Source organism: Bradyrhizobium sp. 149 (genome assembly GCF_023073915.1).
Classification (GTDB): domain Bacteria; phylum Pseudomonadota; class Alphaproteobacteria; order Rhizobiales; family Xanthobacteraceae; genus Bradyrhizobium.
Genome location: NZ_JADPKK010000002.1, coordinates 13,262 through 27,632, shown reverse-complemented (window position 1 = coordinate 27,632; position 14,371 = coordinate 13,262). Strand labels below are relative to the sequence as shown.

Genomic DNA, 14,371 nt, shown 5'->3' with positions numbered 1-14,371 from the left:
CCTCAGTACGAGCGGGGCATGCCGAGCACATGCTCGGCGATGAAGGACAGCACGAGGTTGGTCGAGATCGGCGCCACCTGATAGAGCCGCGTCTCGCGGAACTTGCGCTCGACGTCGTATTCCTCGGCAAAGCCGAAGCCGCCATGGGTCTGAACGCAGGCGTTGGCCGCTTCCCAGGACGCATCGGCCGCGAGCATCTTGGCCATGTTGGCCTCTGCGCCGCAGTCGAGCCCGGCCTCGTATTTGCGCGTGGCTTCCTTCACCATCAGCTCGGCGGCGCGCATCGCGGCGTAGGCCTTGGCGATCGGGAACTGGATGCCTTGATTTTGGCCGATCGGCCGGCCGAAAACGCTGCGCTCCTTGGCATAATTGGTGGCTTTGGCGATGAACCATTTGGCGTCGCCGACGCATTCGGCCGCGATCAGGATGCGCTCGGCATTCATGCCGGAGAGGATATAGCGAAAGCCCTTGCCCTCTTCGCCGATCAAATTCTCTGCCGGCACCTTCATGTCGGTAAAGAACACTTCGGTGGTGGCGTGGTTCATCATGGTGCGGATCGGGCGGATCTCAAGGCCGTTGTTCTTGGCCTCGCGCATGTCGACGATGAACACCGAAAGACCATCGGTGCGCTTCTTGACCTGGTCCTTCGGCGTGGTGCGCGCGAGCAGGAGCATCAGGTCGGAATGCTCGGCGCGGCTGGTCCAGATTTTCTGGCCGTTGACGACGTAGCCGGCATTGCCGTCCTTGCGCGCGAAGGTCTTCAGCGAGGTGGTGTCGGTGCCGCTGGTCGGCTCGGTGACGCCGAACGCCTGCAGCCGCAATTCACCGCTCGCGACCTTCGGCAGATATTTCGCCTTCTGCTCGTCATTGCCGTGCCGCAGCACCGTGCCCATCGTGTACATCTGGGCGTGGCAGCCGCCGCCGTTGCAGCCCGCGCGCTGGATCTCTTCGAGGATCGCGGCGGCCGCAGAAAGCTTCAAGCCCGCGCCGCCATATTCCTCGGGGATCAGCACCGAGAGATAGCCGGCCTCGGTCAGCGCGTCGACGAAGGCCTTCGGGTAGGCCATCTCACGGTCGAGCTTGCGCCAATATTCGCCGGGAAACTGCGCGCAGAGCTTCGCGACGGCTTCGCGGATGTCGGCGTGATCTTCGGTCTGGTGTTCTTCACTCATGGGGTTTCCCGTATATGCGGCAGTTAAGATAACGCCGGCCGATCCTCTGGCGTTGTGAAAACAATGCCAGCCCCCTATGCTCATTTGCTATAGCGTATGGAGTAGCCTTCCAGGATTGGCAAGCATGGATTTCCGTCAGCTCAGGACCTTCAGTTGCGTGGCGGAGCTCGGCAGCCTCTCCAAGGCGTCCGACACGTTGCGTGTGGCGCAGCCGGCGCTCAGCCGGCAGATCAAGCTGCTGGAACACGAGCTGCGCACCGAATTGTTCACCCGCAACGGCCGCGGCATGGTGCTCACGGATGCCGGCCGCCTGTTGCTGGCGCGCACCTCCGGCATCGTGCGGCAGATCGACCAGATCCGCGACGACATCCAGTCTTCCAAAGGGCCGCCATCCGGTCAGGTCGTGCTCGGCCTGGTTCCGACCGTGAGCTGCGTGCTCTCGGCGCGCTTCGCGCGGCGCTGCGTCGAAAAATTTCCCGGCATTTCGCTGCGCATCGTCGAGAGTTACAGCGGCCATCTCGTCGAATGGCTGCATCGCGGCGAGATGGACCTTGCGATCCTCTACGGCCGCTCCGCCGACCTGCATCTCAAGGTCGAGAGCCTCGGCCGCGACAACATCGTCGCGGTCGGCCCGCGCGGTTGTGGCTTGGCGCGCAAGAAGAGCGTCGACGTCGGCTGGCTGCTGCGGCAACGGCTGGTGTTGCCCAGTCATTCCCACGGCCTCCGTGCGCTGATCGAGCACGCGGCGGCGCAGCGCAAGATCGAGCTCAACGTCCAGCTCGAGGCGGATTCGTTCCGCGTGCTCACAAGTCTCGTCGAGGAAGGCCTCGGCTTCGCGCTGCTGCCGCCCTCGTCGGTCCACGGCGAGGTCGCGGACGGACGGCTGGAAACCGCTGTGGTCTCGAAGCCGATGACGCGCGAGCTCATATTTGCCTCTCCGATCGACCGTCCGGTCTCGACGGCCTCGCTCGCCGTCACCGCCCTCCTGCGCGAAGAGGTCGCCGCCTGCCGCAAGGACGGAGTGTGGGACATCAGGCTGGCTTGAGCGCCAGCACCAGAAATCTCAGAAGGATTTAGGACACAAGCCCGCGGCCGGCCCTTCGCATCCTGAGCGAGCTGTCATGCCGAAATTTTATAGCTGGGCTGAGATGTTCAATCCTCATCCTGAGGAGCGCGTCTTCGCGCGTCTCGAAGGATGCAGGCCCGGCTGATGGCCTCGCCCTTCGAGACGCCTGCTTCGCAGGCTCCTCAGGGTGAGGGGATAAAGCCGCGTGGCCCGCTATGGCGCCGTCGCAGCTGTCACCCCGGAATCCGCACCGGCAGCGACTCATATCCCTTGATGAAGCTCGAATAGATCCGCTTGGGCTCGCCGACCACCTCGATACGGTCGAAGCGCTTCAGCATCTCTTCCCAGACGATCTTGAGCTGGAGCTCGGCGAGGCGCATGCCGACGCAGCGGTGGATGCCGAAGCCGAAGGAGAGGTGGGTGCGCGGCCGCGGGCGGTCGATGATGAAGTCGTTCGGCTTCTCGAACATCTCCTCGTCGCGGTTGCCCGAGACGTACCACATCACGACGCGGTCGCCCTTCTTGATGTGCTTGCCGCCGATCTCGGTGTCGGCAAGCGCGGTGCGTCGCATATGCGCGAGCGGGGTCTGCCAGCGGATCACCTCGGGCACCATGGAGTCGATCAGTTCCGGGTTGGCGCGGAGCTTATCGTACTGATCCGGGTTCTCGTTCAGCGCCAGCACCGAACCCGTCATGGTGTTGCGGGTGGTGTCGTTGCCGCCGACGATGAGCAGGATGATGTTGCCCATGAGGTTGTCCGGATCCATGAACCGCGTGGCGTCGTTGTGCGCCATCAGCGACAACAAATCGTTGCGCGGTGCGGAATTGACGCGCTCGTTCCAGAGCCTGGACATGTAGGCATAGCATTCGTCCATCTCGCGGCGGCGCTCTTCGGCGGAGGCAACAATGCCGCTCTTCGGCAGCGCGGTCGCGACATCGGACCAGCGCGTCAGCTTGCGCCGTTCTTCCCAGGGGAAGTCGAACAGGGTGGCCAGCATCTGCGTCGTCAGCTCGATCGAGACGCGCTCGACGAAATTGAAGGTCTCGTTGCGCGGCAGATTGTCGAGCACGGTCTGCGAGCGCTGGCGGATCAGTTTTGCCAGTTCGTCCAGATGCGTCGGCGTGAACATCGGCGACACCGTCTTGCGCTGCGACGAATGACGCGGCTGGTCCATGGCGATGAAGCTCGGCCAGTCATAGCCTTCCGGCACGTCGCGGATCCCGATCCCGCCGAGCGTTGAATCGGAGGAGAACAGGCCGTGATTGGTGTCGACATGCATGATGTCGTTGTACTTCACCACCGACCAATACGGCTCGATCGGCGCGTTGGTGCAGTAATGCACCGGCTCTTCCTTGCGCAGCCGTTCGAACCACGGCCACAAGGTGTCGTCCTGGAACAGCCTGGGCGCGCCCGGGTGGAACTGCGCCAGCGGCGTCGCATAGGCCTCCTCGCGGGCCCTGCGCATGCGTTCGGCCTTGTCCGCTTTAACCGGCGCTTGGATGTTCATCGTGGTGGCTCCAGTTGGTCTTTCTTCGCCTCTCCCGCTTGCGGGAGAGGTCGGCGCGTAGCGCCGGGTGAGGGCTCTTTCCTCTTGGGGGTTCTCGCCCGTGGAGGTACCCCCACCCCAATCCTCCCCCGCAAGCGAGAGAAGGGGCGCAGCTCCTGGCGGATGTCGTTTGAACACATCATTGCTGCGAACTCACGCCGCAATTTTCACCGGCAGCGTTTCGAGACCCTTCACGAAACTCGAATAAACCCGCTTGGGTTCGCCGACCACGTCGATATGGTCGAAGCGCTTGAGGATCTCTTCCCAGATAATCTTGAGCTGGAGTTCGGCAAGCCGCAAGCCGACGCAGCGGTGGATGCCGAAGCCGAACGACAGATGCGTGCGCGGTCGTGCACGGTCGATGATGAATTCGTAGGGCTTCTCGATCGCGTCGGCGTCGCGGTTGCCCGAGACGTACCACATCACGACCTTGTCACCTTTCCTGATCTGTTTGCCGCGGAACTCGAAATCCGCAAGCGCGGTGCGCCGCATATGTGCCAGCGGCGTCTGCCAGCGGATCACCTCCGGCACGAAGCTGTCGAGTAGCGCGGGGTTCTCGCGCAGCTTGCGATATTGCTCCGGATGCTGGCTCAGCGCGTCGAGCGAGCCGGACATGGTGTTGCGAGTGGTGTCGTTGCCGCCGACGATCAAAAGGATAAGATTGCCGAGGAAGTTCTTCGCGTCCATGTCGCGCGTCGCGGCGCCATGTGCCATCATCGACAACAGGTCGCTCTTCGGCGGCTGCTCGATGCGCTCCTTCCACAGCCGCGCGAAGTAGCCCGCGCATTCGGTCAATTCGGCCAGGCGCTCCTCTTCGGTGGCGACGAGACCGTCGGGCCCGGGAATCGTGGTGGCGACGTCCGACCAGCGCGTCAGCTTGCGGCGGTCCTCCCATGGGAAGTCGAACAGCACCGCAAGCATCTGCGTGGTGAGCTCGATCGAGACGCGGTCGACCCAGTCGAACACCTCGCCGCGTGGCAGATTGTCCAGGCACTCGGCCGAGCGCTCGCGGATGCTGAGAGCGAGATTGTCCAGATGCGTCGGCGTGAACATCGGCGCCACGGTCTTGCGCTGCGCCGCGTGGCGCGGCGGGTCCATCGAGATGAAGCTTTCGCGGCGCAGATCCGGATCGATGTCGCGGATGGTGATGCCGCCGAGCGAGGAGGCCGAGGAGAATACCGAATGATTGGTCTCGATCTCCATGATGTCGTGGTAGCGCGTCACCGACCAATACGGTCCGAACATCGAGTCCTTGCAATAATGCACGGGATCTTCGCGGCGCAGCCGATCGAAATAGGGCCAGAACGTATCCGTCCTGAACAGCTCAGGGTCGCCCGGATCGAACTGCTCCAGCGGCAGTGATGTGGCGCGTGCGCGTAAGGCGTCGAGCTTCGCCGCGCTTTCGATGGTCCCGTGCATGACGGTTCTCCCTGACGTAAACCGCGCGTTCTCGTTGAATTCTGCGCTGCGGTATTTGATTTGCAATTACAGCCGGTTGTCTGCGCCGGAGCAAGGGCGAGTTTTGCCACATCCAGCTTCACGAGAGCGTCGGACGGGCGTCACACCGCGGCGCAAACGTGATCTCGCGCACGCCCTCGGCCGTGGAAACGTGCAAGAAATCGACCGGAATCGAGCTAAATCGAACCCGCCCATCTTGGGGATCGACTAATCTCTGATCTATAGTTTGAACGAACCAGGTTCGCATCCCGAGGTTGCCGCCGTGAACGACATGCAATGGACCCCCATCGGCTCCGAACCCCTTCCGCCGCCGCTGCCGCCCACGCGGGTCGATTTCACTGGTAACCGCACCGAGTTTCGCAAATTGGTCACCAAGGGTGCCATGCTGGAGCTCGTCACTTTCGGCTTCTACCGGTTCTGGCTCGTCACCGACGTCCGCCGTCATCTATGGGCCAACACCGCGATCGACGGCGACGCCGCCGAATATACCGGCCGGGCCAAGGAGCTGCTGGTCGGCTTCCTGTTCGCGCTTGCGATCCTGGTGCCGATCTATCTGGCCTACTTCCTCGTCGGTATCGAGTTCGAGCGCTGGCAGGGCTTTGCCTCGACGCCGCTGTTCATCAGCTTCTACGCCTTCGGCCAGTTTGCGATTTTTCGCGCACGGCGCTATCGGCTGACGCGCACGGTCTGGCGCGGCGTACGGTTCTGGATGGACGGGTCGGGCTGGGCCTATTCGTTCCGCGCCATGCTGTGGGGCTTGCTGGTGTTTCTGACCCTCGGTCTCGCATTGCCGTGGCGCGAGGCGTCGCTCGAACGCTACAAGATGCGGCACACCCATTACGGCGATTTGCGCGGCGAATTCGCAGGCGACGGCTGGACGTTCTTCAAGCGGGGCTGGTGGCTGTGGCTGCTCAGCCCGATCGCACTGGTGATCTTCCCGCTCGCGCCGTTCTTCTATGCCGAGTTCAAGGCGCGCGAATGGCGCTGGTGGCTTGACGGCATCCGCATTGGCGGCGTCAGCCTGTCCTCGGAGTTGCCGCACAACGCATTCTACGGCCTGTACTGGAAGGTGATCGGCTGGTGGACGCTGCTCTCGGCCATCTTCGGCGCCTATATCGGCGGAGCGACCATGCTCGTCGTCGCGCTGAGCGGCCTTTCGGTCGAGCAGGCGTTCGGGCCCGGCAATGCCGCCAAGAGCATCCCGATGCTGGTGATGATGGTCGTCGGTTACCTCGCACTCGCCCTTGCCCTCAACATCGTCATGCGGGTCTATCTCCAGCGCGATCTCTGGGCCAAGGTGCTGGAAACCGTCGATGTGCATAACATCGCGGCCGCCGCGGATGTGCGCGGCAGCGCCGAGCTTGCCAGCGCGCTCGGCGAAGGCTTTGCCGATGGGCTCGATGTCGCGGGATTCTGAGCTGTGAATAAGTTGTCCACCGAGACCCCGGCGCAGTCCGCGAAACCGACGATCTTCTTCGACGGCGTGTCGAGCCGCAGGCGGCAGGTGACGTTGACGCTCGGCGACGCGCTCGAGATTGCCGAAGAAGGGGGAGGGCCCGTTGTCTGGCCCTATGCCGACATCCGCCGCGCCGACAGCCCGGCCGGCATTTTGCGGCTCGCCTGCGCTTCCGCGCCGCCGCTGGCGCGGCTGGAAATCCGCGACGCTCTGCTCGCCTCGAACGTGACCGCCCGCTGCATGCGCCTCGACGAGCATCAGACTTCGCGCCGCGGCGTCGCAAAAATCGTCGGCTGGTCGATGGCTGCCGCCGTCTCCATCGTCTGCGTCGTGCTGTTCGGCGTCCCGCTCGCTGCCGACCGCCTCGCGCCGCTGGTGCCGAAACCCATCGAGCGGCGCATTGGCGATGCGTCGGAGGTTCAGGTCAAGACCATCTTCGGCCGCAATCTATGCGAGGACGCGGCGGGGAAGGCGGCCTTCATCAAGCTCGTCAATCGGCTGCGCGATGCCGCCGGCCTCGACGACGATTCCATGACCGCCGGCGTGCTGCCGACCCCGGTGCCGAACGCGTTCGCACTGCCCGGCGGCAAGGTCTTCGTGCTGAAGGGCCTGCTCGACAAGGCCGAAAGCCCGGACGAACTCGCCGGCATCCTCGCCCACGAGCTCGGTCATCTTAAGCATTACGACAACATGCGCGGCCTGATCTACAACGGCGGCACCTCGTTCCTGATCGGCCTGTTGTTCGGCGACGTCACCGGCTCGAGCGCCGTGATCTTCGCCTCGCGCAGCGTGGTCGAGGCCTCCTATTCGCGCGAGGCCGAGACCGCCGCGGACACGTTCGCCATCGAGATCATGCACGCGCTCGGCCGCTCGCCCAAACCCGCGGCCGAACTGATGTTCCGCATCACGGGCAAGGAAGGCGGCGGCCTGACGTCGATCTTGTCGAGCCACCCGCTCACCGAGGACCGCCTCGCGCGCATGACGAAGGAAGACCGTCCCCCAAGCGGCCCGCCGTTGCTGACGAATCAGGAGTGGACGGCGCTGAAGTCGATTTGCGGCAGCGGGAAGATCTAAAGCGTTTTGGAGCGAAGTGGGTACCGGTTCGCGTGAAGAAAACGCGTCAAAATAAGAATCCTGAGCTTCGCGCCTATCGCGTCCCATAGGCGCGGTCGCCGGCATCGCCGAGTCCCGGCAGGATAAAACCGTTCTCGTCGAGACCTTCGTCCACCGCGGCCGTCCAGATCGGGACGTCCGGATGCAGTCCGCGCAGCCGTTCGAGTCCCTGCGGCGCGGCGATCAGGCAGGCCAGCCGGATATCCTTGGCGCCGCGCTCCTTCAGCCGGTCGATTGCCGCGACGGCCGTGTTGGCGGTCGCAACCACCGGCGTCACCACGATCGCCAGCCGCTCGCTGAGATCGGACGGCGATTTGAAGAAGTACTCGACCGCCGAAAAACTGTGCGGCTCGCGGTAGAGGCCGATATGGGCGACGCGCGCGGTCGGCACCAAATCCATCATGCCGTCGACGAAGGTGGTGCCGGCGCGCAACATCGGGACGAACACTAGCTTCTTGCCCGCAATCTTGGCCGAATGCATCCGTGCCAGCGGCGTGTCGACCACGACATCAGTGAGCGGCAGGTCGCGCGTCACCTCGTAGCACAGCAGCATGCCGATCTCCTTGATCAGCTCGCGGAATGACTTTGTCGAAATGGACTTGTCCCGCACCAGCGTCAGCTTGTGCTGCACCAGCGGATGATTGACGATCGTGACGCCTTCCATGATGGATGCTCTTGCTTTTTCCCTTCTCCCCTTGTGGGAGAAGGTGGCGCGAAGCGCCGGATGAGGGGTCTGTTGCCGCGAACTCAAACGATCTGGATACTAAAACACCGTGCCGTCGCTGATGACCTTGAGCGGCGGTGCGCCGTCGTGACGGCGCGCGAAGGCGATGGCGCGGCCCGCGGCCCAGGTGCCGCCTTCCAGAATGCTGGCGAGCGGCAATGTATCGCGAGTGCGGCCGAGTTTTGCGCGAACCAGTTCGGCAAGCCGGTCGAGCAGCGCCACGGTCAGCGCGCGCCACTCCACGACGAGCAGCGAGTCCACCGCATGCGCACGTTCGGCGTCGGCGGCGTCGCGCAGACGCAGCACCTCGTGATCGACGAACAGGCCACCATTGCGATATTCGGCCAGCCCGGTCAGGCCGTCGATGTCGGTGACTTTGAATCCGGCGCGCTGGAGCGGCTCGATCAGCGAGTAGCTCAGCCATTGCGACAGCTTGTGCAGGGGCACGAGACCTGCGGTCGCATCGTCCGCCTTGATCGCCGGATGGCGCCAGCAATCGCCGAGCGGAATTCCCACAAGCTCAAGCCGCGACGGCCAGATCGGCCCGAGCTGGTTCAGCACCGCGGACAGGATCGCGGGTGCGGGAATCGCGCCGCCATTCGCCTGCGCGGCGATGTGATCGAACAGCCCGCCCGGCCGCGGCGTGTCGTGCGAGCCGAACACGTCCGCTCGCTCCGCCACCAGCTTGCCCAGACGTCGCAGCAGATCGGTCCGCCCCTCGAGCCCGAGCAGCGGATTGGCATCGCTGACCTGAAAGGCGGAGGTGAGCGCGGCGAGCGGCAGTTGCGCGAGCACGTCCGCATCGACCCGAAACGGCTCCCGGGCATCGTGGGAAAAAAGGCCGCGAGCGAACATGTCGAGGCTTGCGATCGCAAGCCCCTCCGACCGGCCGATGCTCTGTCCCGTCACGGCGTCGCGATATCGCCACGCCGCACCCGCGCCGGCATCGAGCAGCACGCTGACGATGGCAAGATCGAACTCCGCGCGCGCCCGCGCCGCGCGATCAGGCCATGACGCCGCGTCCGAAAGCCGCGCCCAGCGGTCGACGCCGCCAAGCACAAAGTGGCGCCAGCGGGCATGGAAGGGGATGTCCAGGGTCGGATAGGCCTTGCGCGTCACCGCGAGCACGGCGTCCGCAACCTCGTCCATGCGATCGAGATCGATCGTGAAGTGGCTCAAGCCGCCGTTCAGGCCGATCTCGAGCATCTCGCCAGCACGCGCGCGAACCGCTCCTGCGCTGAGCAGCGAACGGGCCTGCAATTCCAAAGCGTCTGCCATCAATCGATCAATATTTTTCCAGCGAACGCCCGACCACGTCGTTCACGTCCTTCTCCGGCGCGATGTCGTCCGAGTAATAGCCGGCGGCCTTCTTCGCGGCGATCTCGACATAGGCGTCGGCGGGAATGAGCTCGGGCGGGATCGGCACGCGTTCGACGATGTCGATGCCCTGCGAGGTCAGCGCGTCGTGCTTCATGTCGCTCATCGACAGGAAGCGGTCGATGCGCTTCAGACCCAGCCAATGGATGGTGTCGGGCATCAATTGCTGGAAGCGCGCGTCCTGGACGCCGGCGACGCATTCGGTGCGCTCGAAATAGGCGGCGGCCGCGTCGCCGTCCTCCTGGCGCTTGCGCGCATTGTAGACCAGGAATTTCGTCACCTCGCCGAGCGCGCGGCCTTCCTTGCGGTTGTAGATCACGAGCCCGAGCCCGCCCTCTTGCGCGCCGCGCGCGGATTCCTCGATGCCATGAATGAGATAGGGGCGGCAGGTGCAGATGTCGGAGCCGAACACGTCGGAGCCGTTGCACTCGTCATGCACGCGGCAGGTGATCTTGGTGCGATGGTCCGGCAGCTTGGTGACGTCGCCGAACATGTAGATCGTGGTGCCGCCGATCGGCGGCAGAAACACCTTCATGTCCGGCCGCGTCACCAGCTCGGGGAACATGCCGGCTGTCTGCTCGAACAGCGTGCGCCGCAGCTCGGTCTCGTTGGTCGCAAAGCGCTCGGCAAGGCCGGGCAGATACCAGACCGGATCGATCGCGATCTTCACCACCGACACGCTGCCATTGGCGTGCACGACATCGCCGTCGGCGCGCAGGCGTTTTGCGGCGAGCGCTTCGCGGATCTCCGGCAGGTCGAGCCGCGCCCGCGTCACCGCGATGCTCGGCCTGATGTCCAGGCCTTCGGCGATCTCCTTGCCGAAATTCTCGGCGACGAGATGGCCCCAGGGGTCGAGCGCGACGATTTTTGCGGGATCGCTCCATTGCGAGAACGGCCCGATGGTCGCGGCGGGAAAGGTGTTGGTGAGATCGGGACGCCGGATCGGATCGAGCGCACCGGCGGACACCGCGAGCGCCCGGTACATCGCATAGGAGCCGCCATGGCTGCCGATCACGTTGCGATCCGCTGCGCGCGACACCGTGCCGATGATCGGCCCGCGGGTGCGTGCGTCGGCGGCGCCCCAGTGGATCGGGAAGGCGGCCTTCCGGCCCGGCTCCGGATGGGAGGTCAGGCGGATGTGGTCGGTACGGTTCGCGCGGCTCATGACCAAACTCCCAAAAAGCCAGCGGCCCGCCGCTCGGACGGGCCTGGCTCGGTCGCACTGCCGATGCGGTCACCGGCGGCGCAATCCAACATATTGTAGCGGCCAGCCACGACAGACAAGTTAATCGTGGTGTGCAGGGCAGGGCCGTTCGTTGCCAAATTCCCGTCTTCAGCGAGCCGGTACGGCTTGCCCGAGCGCCGCAAGCTGACCTCGCCAAGTCTGCCTGCGCGATCGGTGTAAGACACTGAAAGTATTTATTGTTTTCTTGTTTTCAAGGGGCGCCGCGCGGTGGACGCACGGGGGCGTCGAGTTTCCTCAGAAAACGTGCCATCAGACCAATCGTCCAGATCGCCTTGTCGCCGTCCCAGGAGACCGCCATGCCCGCCGCCAGCTACATCGACCCCCGCAACGGAAAGCTCTATCCGCTCGACCAGCCGCGCTGGTGCTCGGACGAGCGCACGCCGCTGCTGGTGACGCCGGGGGCAGGGATGTCGCGGGAGGAGATCGAGCCGCGCACGCGATCGCTCTGGCGCTACCGGGCGGCGTTGCCGGTCGAGATCGCAAAGCCGATCACGCTCGGCGAAGGCTGCACGCCGCTGGTGCAGCAGGATTGGGGCGATCTGCGCCCATTCTTCAAGCTCGAATGGTTCAACCCGACCGGCAGCTTCAAGGACCGCGGCTCGGCGGTGATGCTGTCCTTCCTGCGCCAGATTGGCGTCGACGCCATTCTGGAGGATTCGTCGGGCAATGGCGGCTCGTCGATGGCGGGGTTAGGTGCGGCCGGCGGCATGCGCGTGAAGATTTTGGCGCCAGCATCCACGTCGCCTGCCAAGATCGCGCAGGTCCGCGCCTATGGCGCGGCGGTGCAGCTGGTTGAGGGACCGCGCGAGGAATCGGAGGCCGAGGCCATCCGCCAGTCCAGCCAGACCTTCTACGCCAGCCACAACTGGCAACCGTTCTTCCTCGAAGGCACCAAGTCGCTCGCCTATGAGATCTGGGAAGACCTCGGCTTTCGCGCCCCCGACAACGTCATCGTCCCCGTCGGCGCCGGCAGCTCTCTGCTCGGTTGCGCTTTCGGCTTCCGCGAGTTGCACAAGGCTGGCCAGATCGCAAAGCTGCCGCGGCTGTTCGCAGCCCAGCCCCAAAACTGCTCGCCGATCGATGCGAGTTTTCAGGCGGGGGTCGACACGCCTGTCGCGCGCGAGGTGAACAAGACCATCGCCGAAGGCACCGCGATCAAGAATCCGCTGCGCCTGCGCGAGATCATCGGCGCCCTGCGCGAGAGCGGCGGCGGCACCGTCGCGCTCACCGAGGATGAGATCGTCGCCGCGCTGCGCCGCCTGGCGCGGCAGGGCCTGTTCGCCGAGCCGACCAGCGCCAGCGCGGCCGCCGCGCTGGACAAACTGTCCACCATGGGTGCCATCAAGGCCAACGAGACCACGGTCGCAATCCTCACCGGCACCGGCCTCAAGGCCGCGACCACGGTTGCCGACCTCGTGCAGTAGGGCTGGCGCGACTGCCCTTGCGGTGCGTTGAACCTTTGGCGTCGGTCGTCAGCCTCATGAAAACTGACATCGTGTGAGGGGAGAGTTCCATGACCGCGCAAGACCCGTTTGCTGGTTTCAAGGCAGTCCAGAAGGAAGCCTGGTCGCTGTTCACGCCGATGGAAGTGTTCACCACACCCTCGGCCGCCAAGCTCGTGAGCTTCGCCCGGGTTTCGACCGGCCAAAGGCTGCTCGACGTCGGCTGCGGCACCGGCGTTGCCGCGATCACGGCGGCGCGCCGCGGCGCGAAGGTCAGGGGTCTCGACCTGTCTCCGGTCCTGATCGAGCGCGCCCGCGAGCACGCCCAGCTGGCGAACCTCGATGTCGACTTCGCCGACGGCGACGCCGAAAGCCTGCCCTATGGCGACAACGAGTTCGACGTGGTGCTCAGTCAGTTCGGCCACATGTTCGCGCCGCGTCCGGACGTGGCCATCGGCGAGATGCTGCGCGTGCTGAAGCCCGGCGGCACCATCGCCTTCTCCACCTGGCCGCCGCATCTCTATGTCGGACGGATGTTCGCGCTGATCGGCCGCCATTTGCCGCCGCCCGAGGGCGTGGCGTCACCGGTCTCGTGGGGCGATCCGAAGATCGTCGCCGAACGTCTTGCGGGGAAGGTGAAGGATATCTCCTTCGAGATGGACATCATGAATCCGTCCGCGCTCAGCCCACAGCATTTCCGCCGCACCATGGAAACGACGATCGGGCCTTTGATCAAGCTCGTCGCCCAGTACAAGGACGAGCCGGACAAGCTGCGGAGTTTTCGCAGTGAGTTCGAGGCGCTGATCTCCGAATATTTCGACGGCGGCAACAACGTGATGCGCCAGCAATTTCTGATGACGAAGGCGAGGAAGGTGTAAAGAGGCGACGATTGGTGCTTTTCCCTCTCCCACAAGCGGCGAGGGTGCAACACTCGTGTGCCCTCACTCCTTCAGATCGTTCGCGCGCTTCACCCAAGCGCGCACATCGATGAGCACCTCGGGCAGTACCGCCTTGGCCTCCAGCACGGTCATGCCCGGCTTGATGCGGGGATCGTAGAGCAGGTTGAGGATGTATTGGTCGTAGACGTCGAAATAGCCCATCGAGACGTTGTCGTTGAACATGGTCCAGGGTACGCTGCTTGTGTCGTTGATCGGGCCGAGCGATTGCAGCAGCTCCTCATAGGCGCAGTCGAGGAAGGTGAAATCGCCGTTGTCGACGGTGAGGATGACGTCGGAATGCTCGATCTCGAAATTGTCGTTCTTGCGAAAACCGGACAGGCATTGCGGATCGAGCGAGGTGCGGATCTCGCGGGCCTTCTCCGCACCGTAGAAGCTCGAAATGGTGCGGAACAGATCGCGGTCGCGCACGAGCTTCACCCGCACATTCGCCGCCTCGCTCGTGTCGATCATGGCGATGTCGAGATGCTGCACGCGCCTGCCGATGTCGGCCACGACTTTTGCGAGCTGCGCCTTGCGGTCGGCGCGGTCGCTCTCGGCGAACACGCGCACCGGCCCGTCGAACTTGCGGATGCGGTCGACGCGGCCGGCAAGGTGGTATTCGGCGCCGAACGCCGTCTTCAGAAAGCCGTCTACGATCTCGCCGTCGGTAAAACTCTTCTTCTCGGCGCGCTGGCGCGAGGCGATCGCGGGCAATTCGCCCGCGATGGCGATGGTAGCGGTGTCAGGGACAAACGCGGCGGTGGCGAGCGCCAGCAGGGCGATGCGAAAGCCGGACGAAGGCGGGGCCAATGCGCTCATTGCCGGGCGACGC

The 14,371-nt window shown here is 64.6% G+C and carries 12 protein-coding genes; 5 read left to right on the top strand and 7 right to left on the bottom strand.

Annotated features, from left to right (window positions below; genetic code table 11):
* Nucleotides 1-2: 2 nt before the first annotated feature.
* Nucleotides 3-1,172, bottom strand: a complete 1,170-nt coding sequence (locus tag IVA88_RS00160; RefSeq protein ID WP_247495277.1) for an acyl-CoA dehydrogenase family protein — start codon at nucleotides 1,170-1,172, stop codon at nucleotides 3-5.
* Between the two features lie 124 nt (nucleotides 1,173-1,296).
* On the opposite strand from IVA88_RS00160, the gene IVA88_RS00155 reads away from it, so the two are divergent.
* The gene (locus tag IVA88_RS00155) at nucleotides 1,297-2,217 is read left to right on the top strand and encodes a LysR substrate-binding domain-containing protein (protein ID WP_247495276.1); all 921 of its coding nucleotides are present in this window, start codon (nucleotides 1,297-1,299) and stop codon (nucleotides 2,215-2,217) included.
* A gap of 254 nt (nucleotides 2,218-2,471) precedes the next feature.
* Here IVA88_RS00155 and IVA88_RS00150 read toward each other — a convergent pair whose 3' ends face one another.
* Together IVA88_RS00150 and IVA88_RS00145 are read right to left on the bottom strand one after the other, a co-directional pair.
* Entirely contained in the window at nucleotides 2,472-3,746 is a 1,275-nt protein-coding gene (locus IVA88_RS00150) for a cytochrome P450 (protein ID WP_247495275.1), read from the bottom strand.
* A 192-nt stretch (nucleotides 3,747-3,938) separates the two neighbouring features.
* Complete coding sequence (locus IVA88_RS00145) at nucleotides 3,939-5,204, bottom strand: cytochrome P450 (protein ID WP_247495274.1); 1,266 nt, start codon at nucleotides 5,202-5,204, stop codon at nucleotides 3,939-3,941.
* A gap of 310 nt (nucleotides 5,205-5,514) precedes the next feature.
* On the opposite strand from IVA88_RS00145, the gene IVA88_RS00140 reads away from it, so the two are divergent.
* Entirely contained in the window at nucleotides 5,515-6,660 is a 1,146-nt protein-coding gene (locus IVA88_RS00140; RefSeq protein WP_247495311.1) for a YjgN family protein, read from the top strand.
* 3 nt (nucleotides 6,661-6,663) lie between these two features.
* Entirely contained in the window at nucleotides 6,664-7,773 is a 1,110-nt protein-coding gene (locus tag IVA88_RS00135) for a M48 family metallopeptidase (protein WP_247495273.1), read from the top strand.
* A 73-nt stretch (nucleotides 7,774-7,846) separates the two neighbouring features.
* On the opposite strand, the gene upp is transcribed toward IVA88_RS00135, so the two are convergent.
* The 3 genes from upp to IVA88_RS00120 form a co-directional block, all read right to left on the bottom strand.
* Nucleotides 7,847-8,476 (bottom strand): uracil phosphoribosyltransferase, encoded by a 630-nt coding sequence (gene upp, locus IVA88_RS00130; RefSeq protein ID WP_247495272.1) that lies wholly within the window; start codon nucleotides 8,474-8,476, stop codon nucleotides 7,847-7,849.
* Between the two features lie 99 nt (nucleotides 8,477-8,575).
* Nucleotides 8,576-9,814, bottom strand: coding sequence for a URC4/urg3 family protein (locus tag IVA88_RS00125; RefSeq protein WP_247495271.1), 1,239 nt, complete (start codon nucleotides 9,812-9,814; stop codon nucleotides 8,576-8,578).
* A 7-nt stretch (nucleotides 9,815-9,821) separates the two neighbouring features.
* Nucleotides 9,822-11,078, bottom strand: a complete 1,257-nt coding sequence (locus IVA88_RS00120; protein ID WP_247495270.1) for a GTP cyclohydrolase II — start codon at nucleotides 11,076-11,078, stop codon at nucleotides 9,822-9,824.
* 377 nt (nucleotides 11,079-11,455) lie between these two features.
* On the opposite strand from IVA88_RS00120, the gene IVA88_RS00115 reads away from it, so the two are divergent.
* Nucleotides 11,456-12,583, top strand: coding sequence for a threonine synthase (locus IVA88_RS00115; RefSeq protein ID WP_247495269.1), 1,128 nt, complete (start codon nucleotides 11,456-11,458; stop codon nucleotides 12,581-12,583).
* Nucleotides 12,584-12,672: 89 nt separating this feature from the next.
* The gene (locus IVA88_RS00110) at nucleotides 12,673-13,479 is read left to right on the top strand and encodes a class I SAM-dependent methyltransferase (protein ID WP_247495268.1); all 807 of its coding nucleotides are present in this window, start codon (nucleotides 12,673-12,675) and stop codon (nucleotides 13,477-13,479) included.
* Between the two features lie 63 nt (nucleotides 13,480-13,542).
* Here the strand turns inward: IVA88_RS00110 and IVA88_RS00105 are convergent, their stop codons facing one another.
* Entirely contained in the window at nucleotides 13,543-14,358 is an 816-nt protein-coding gene (locus tag IVA88_RS00105) for a DUF2927 domain-containing protein (RefSeq protein ID WP_247495267.1), read from the bottom strand.
* Between the last annotated feature and the right edge of the window lie 13 nt (nucleotides 14,359-14,371).

Excerpts from the sequence above, each read along its gene's own strand:
- IVA88_RS00160 (WP_247495277.1), bottom strand. The coding sequence starts at position 1,172 with ATGAGTGAAGAACACCAGACCGAAGATCACGCCGACATCCGCGAAGCC.
- IVA88_RS00155 (WP_247495276.1), top strand. The coding sequence starts at position 1,297 with ATGGATTTCCGTCAGCTCAGGACCTTCAGTTGCGTGGCGGAGCTCGGC.
- IVA88_RS00150 (WP_247495275.1), bottom strand. The coding sequence starts at position 3,746 with ATGAACATCCAAGCGCCGGTTAAAGCGGACAAGGCCGAACGCATGCGC.
- IVA88_RS00145 (WP_247495274.1), bottom strand. The coding sequence starts at position 5,204 with ATGCACGGGACCATCGAAAGCGCGGCGAAGCTCGACGCCTTACGCGCA.
- IVA88_RS00140 (WP_247495311.1), top strand. The coding sequence starts at position 5,515 with ATGCAATGGACCCCCATCGGCTCCGAACCCCTTCCGCCGCCGCTGCCG.
- upp (WP_247495272.1), bottom strand. The coding sequence starts at position 8,476 with ATGGAAGGCGTCACGATCGTCAATCATCCGCTGGTGCAGCACAAGCTG.
- IVA88_RS00125 (WP_247495271.1), bottom strand. The coding sequence starts at position 9,814 with ATGGCAGACGCTTTGGAATTGCAGGCCCGTTCGCTGCTCAGCGCAGGA.
- IVA88_RS00120 (WP_247495270.1), bottom strand. The coding sequence starts at position 11,078 with ATGAGCCGCGCGAACCGTACCGACCACATCCGCCTGACCTCCCATCCG.
- IVA88_RS00115 (WP_247495269.1), top strand. The coding sequence starts at position 11,456 with ATGCCCGCCGCCAGCTACATCGACCCCCGCAACGGAAAGCTCTATCCG.
- IVA88_RS00110 (WP_247495268.1), top strand. The coding sequence starts at position 12,673 with ATGACCGCGCAAGACCCGTTTGCTGGTTTCAAGGCAGTCCAGAAGGAA.
- IVA88_RS00105 (WP_247495267.1), bottom strand. The coding sequence starts at position 14,358 with ATGAGCGCATTGGCCCCGCCTTCGTCCGGCTTTCGCATCGCCCTGCTG.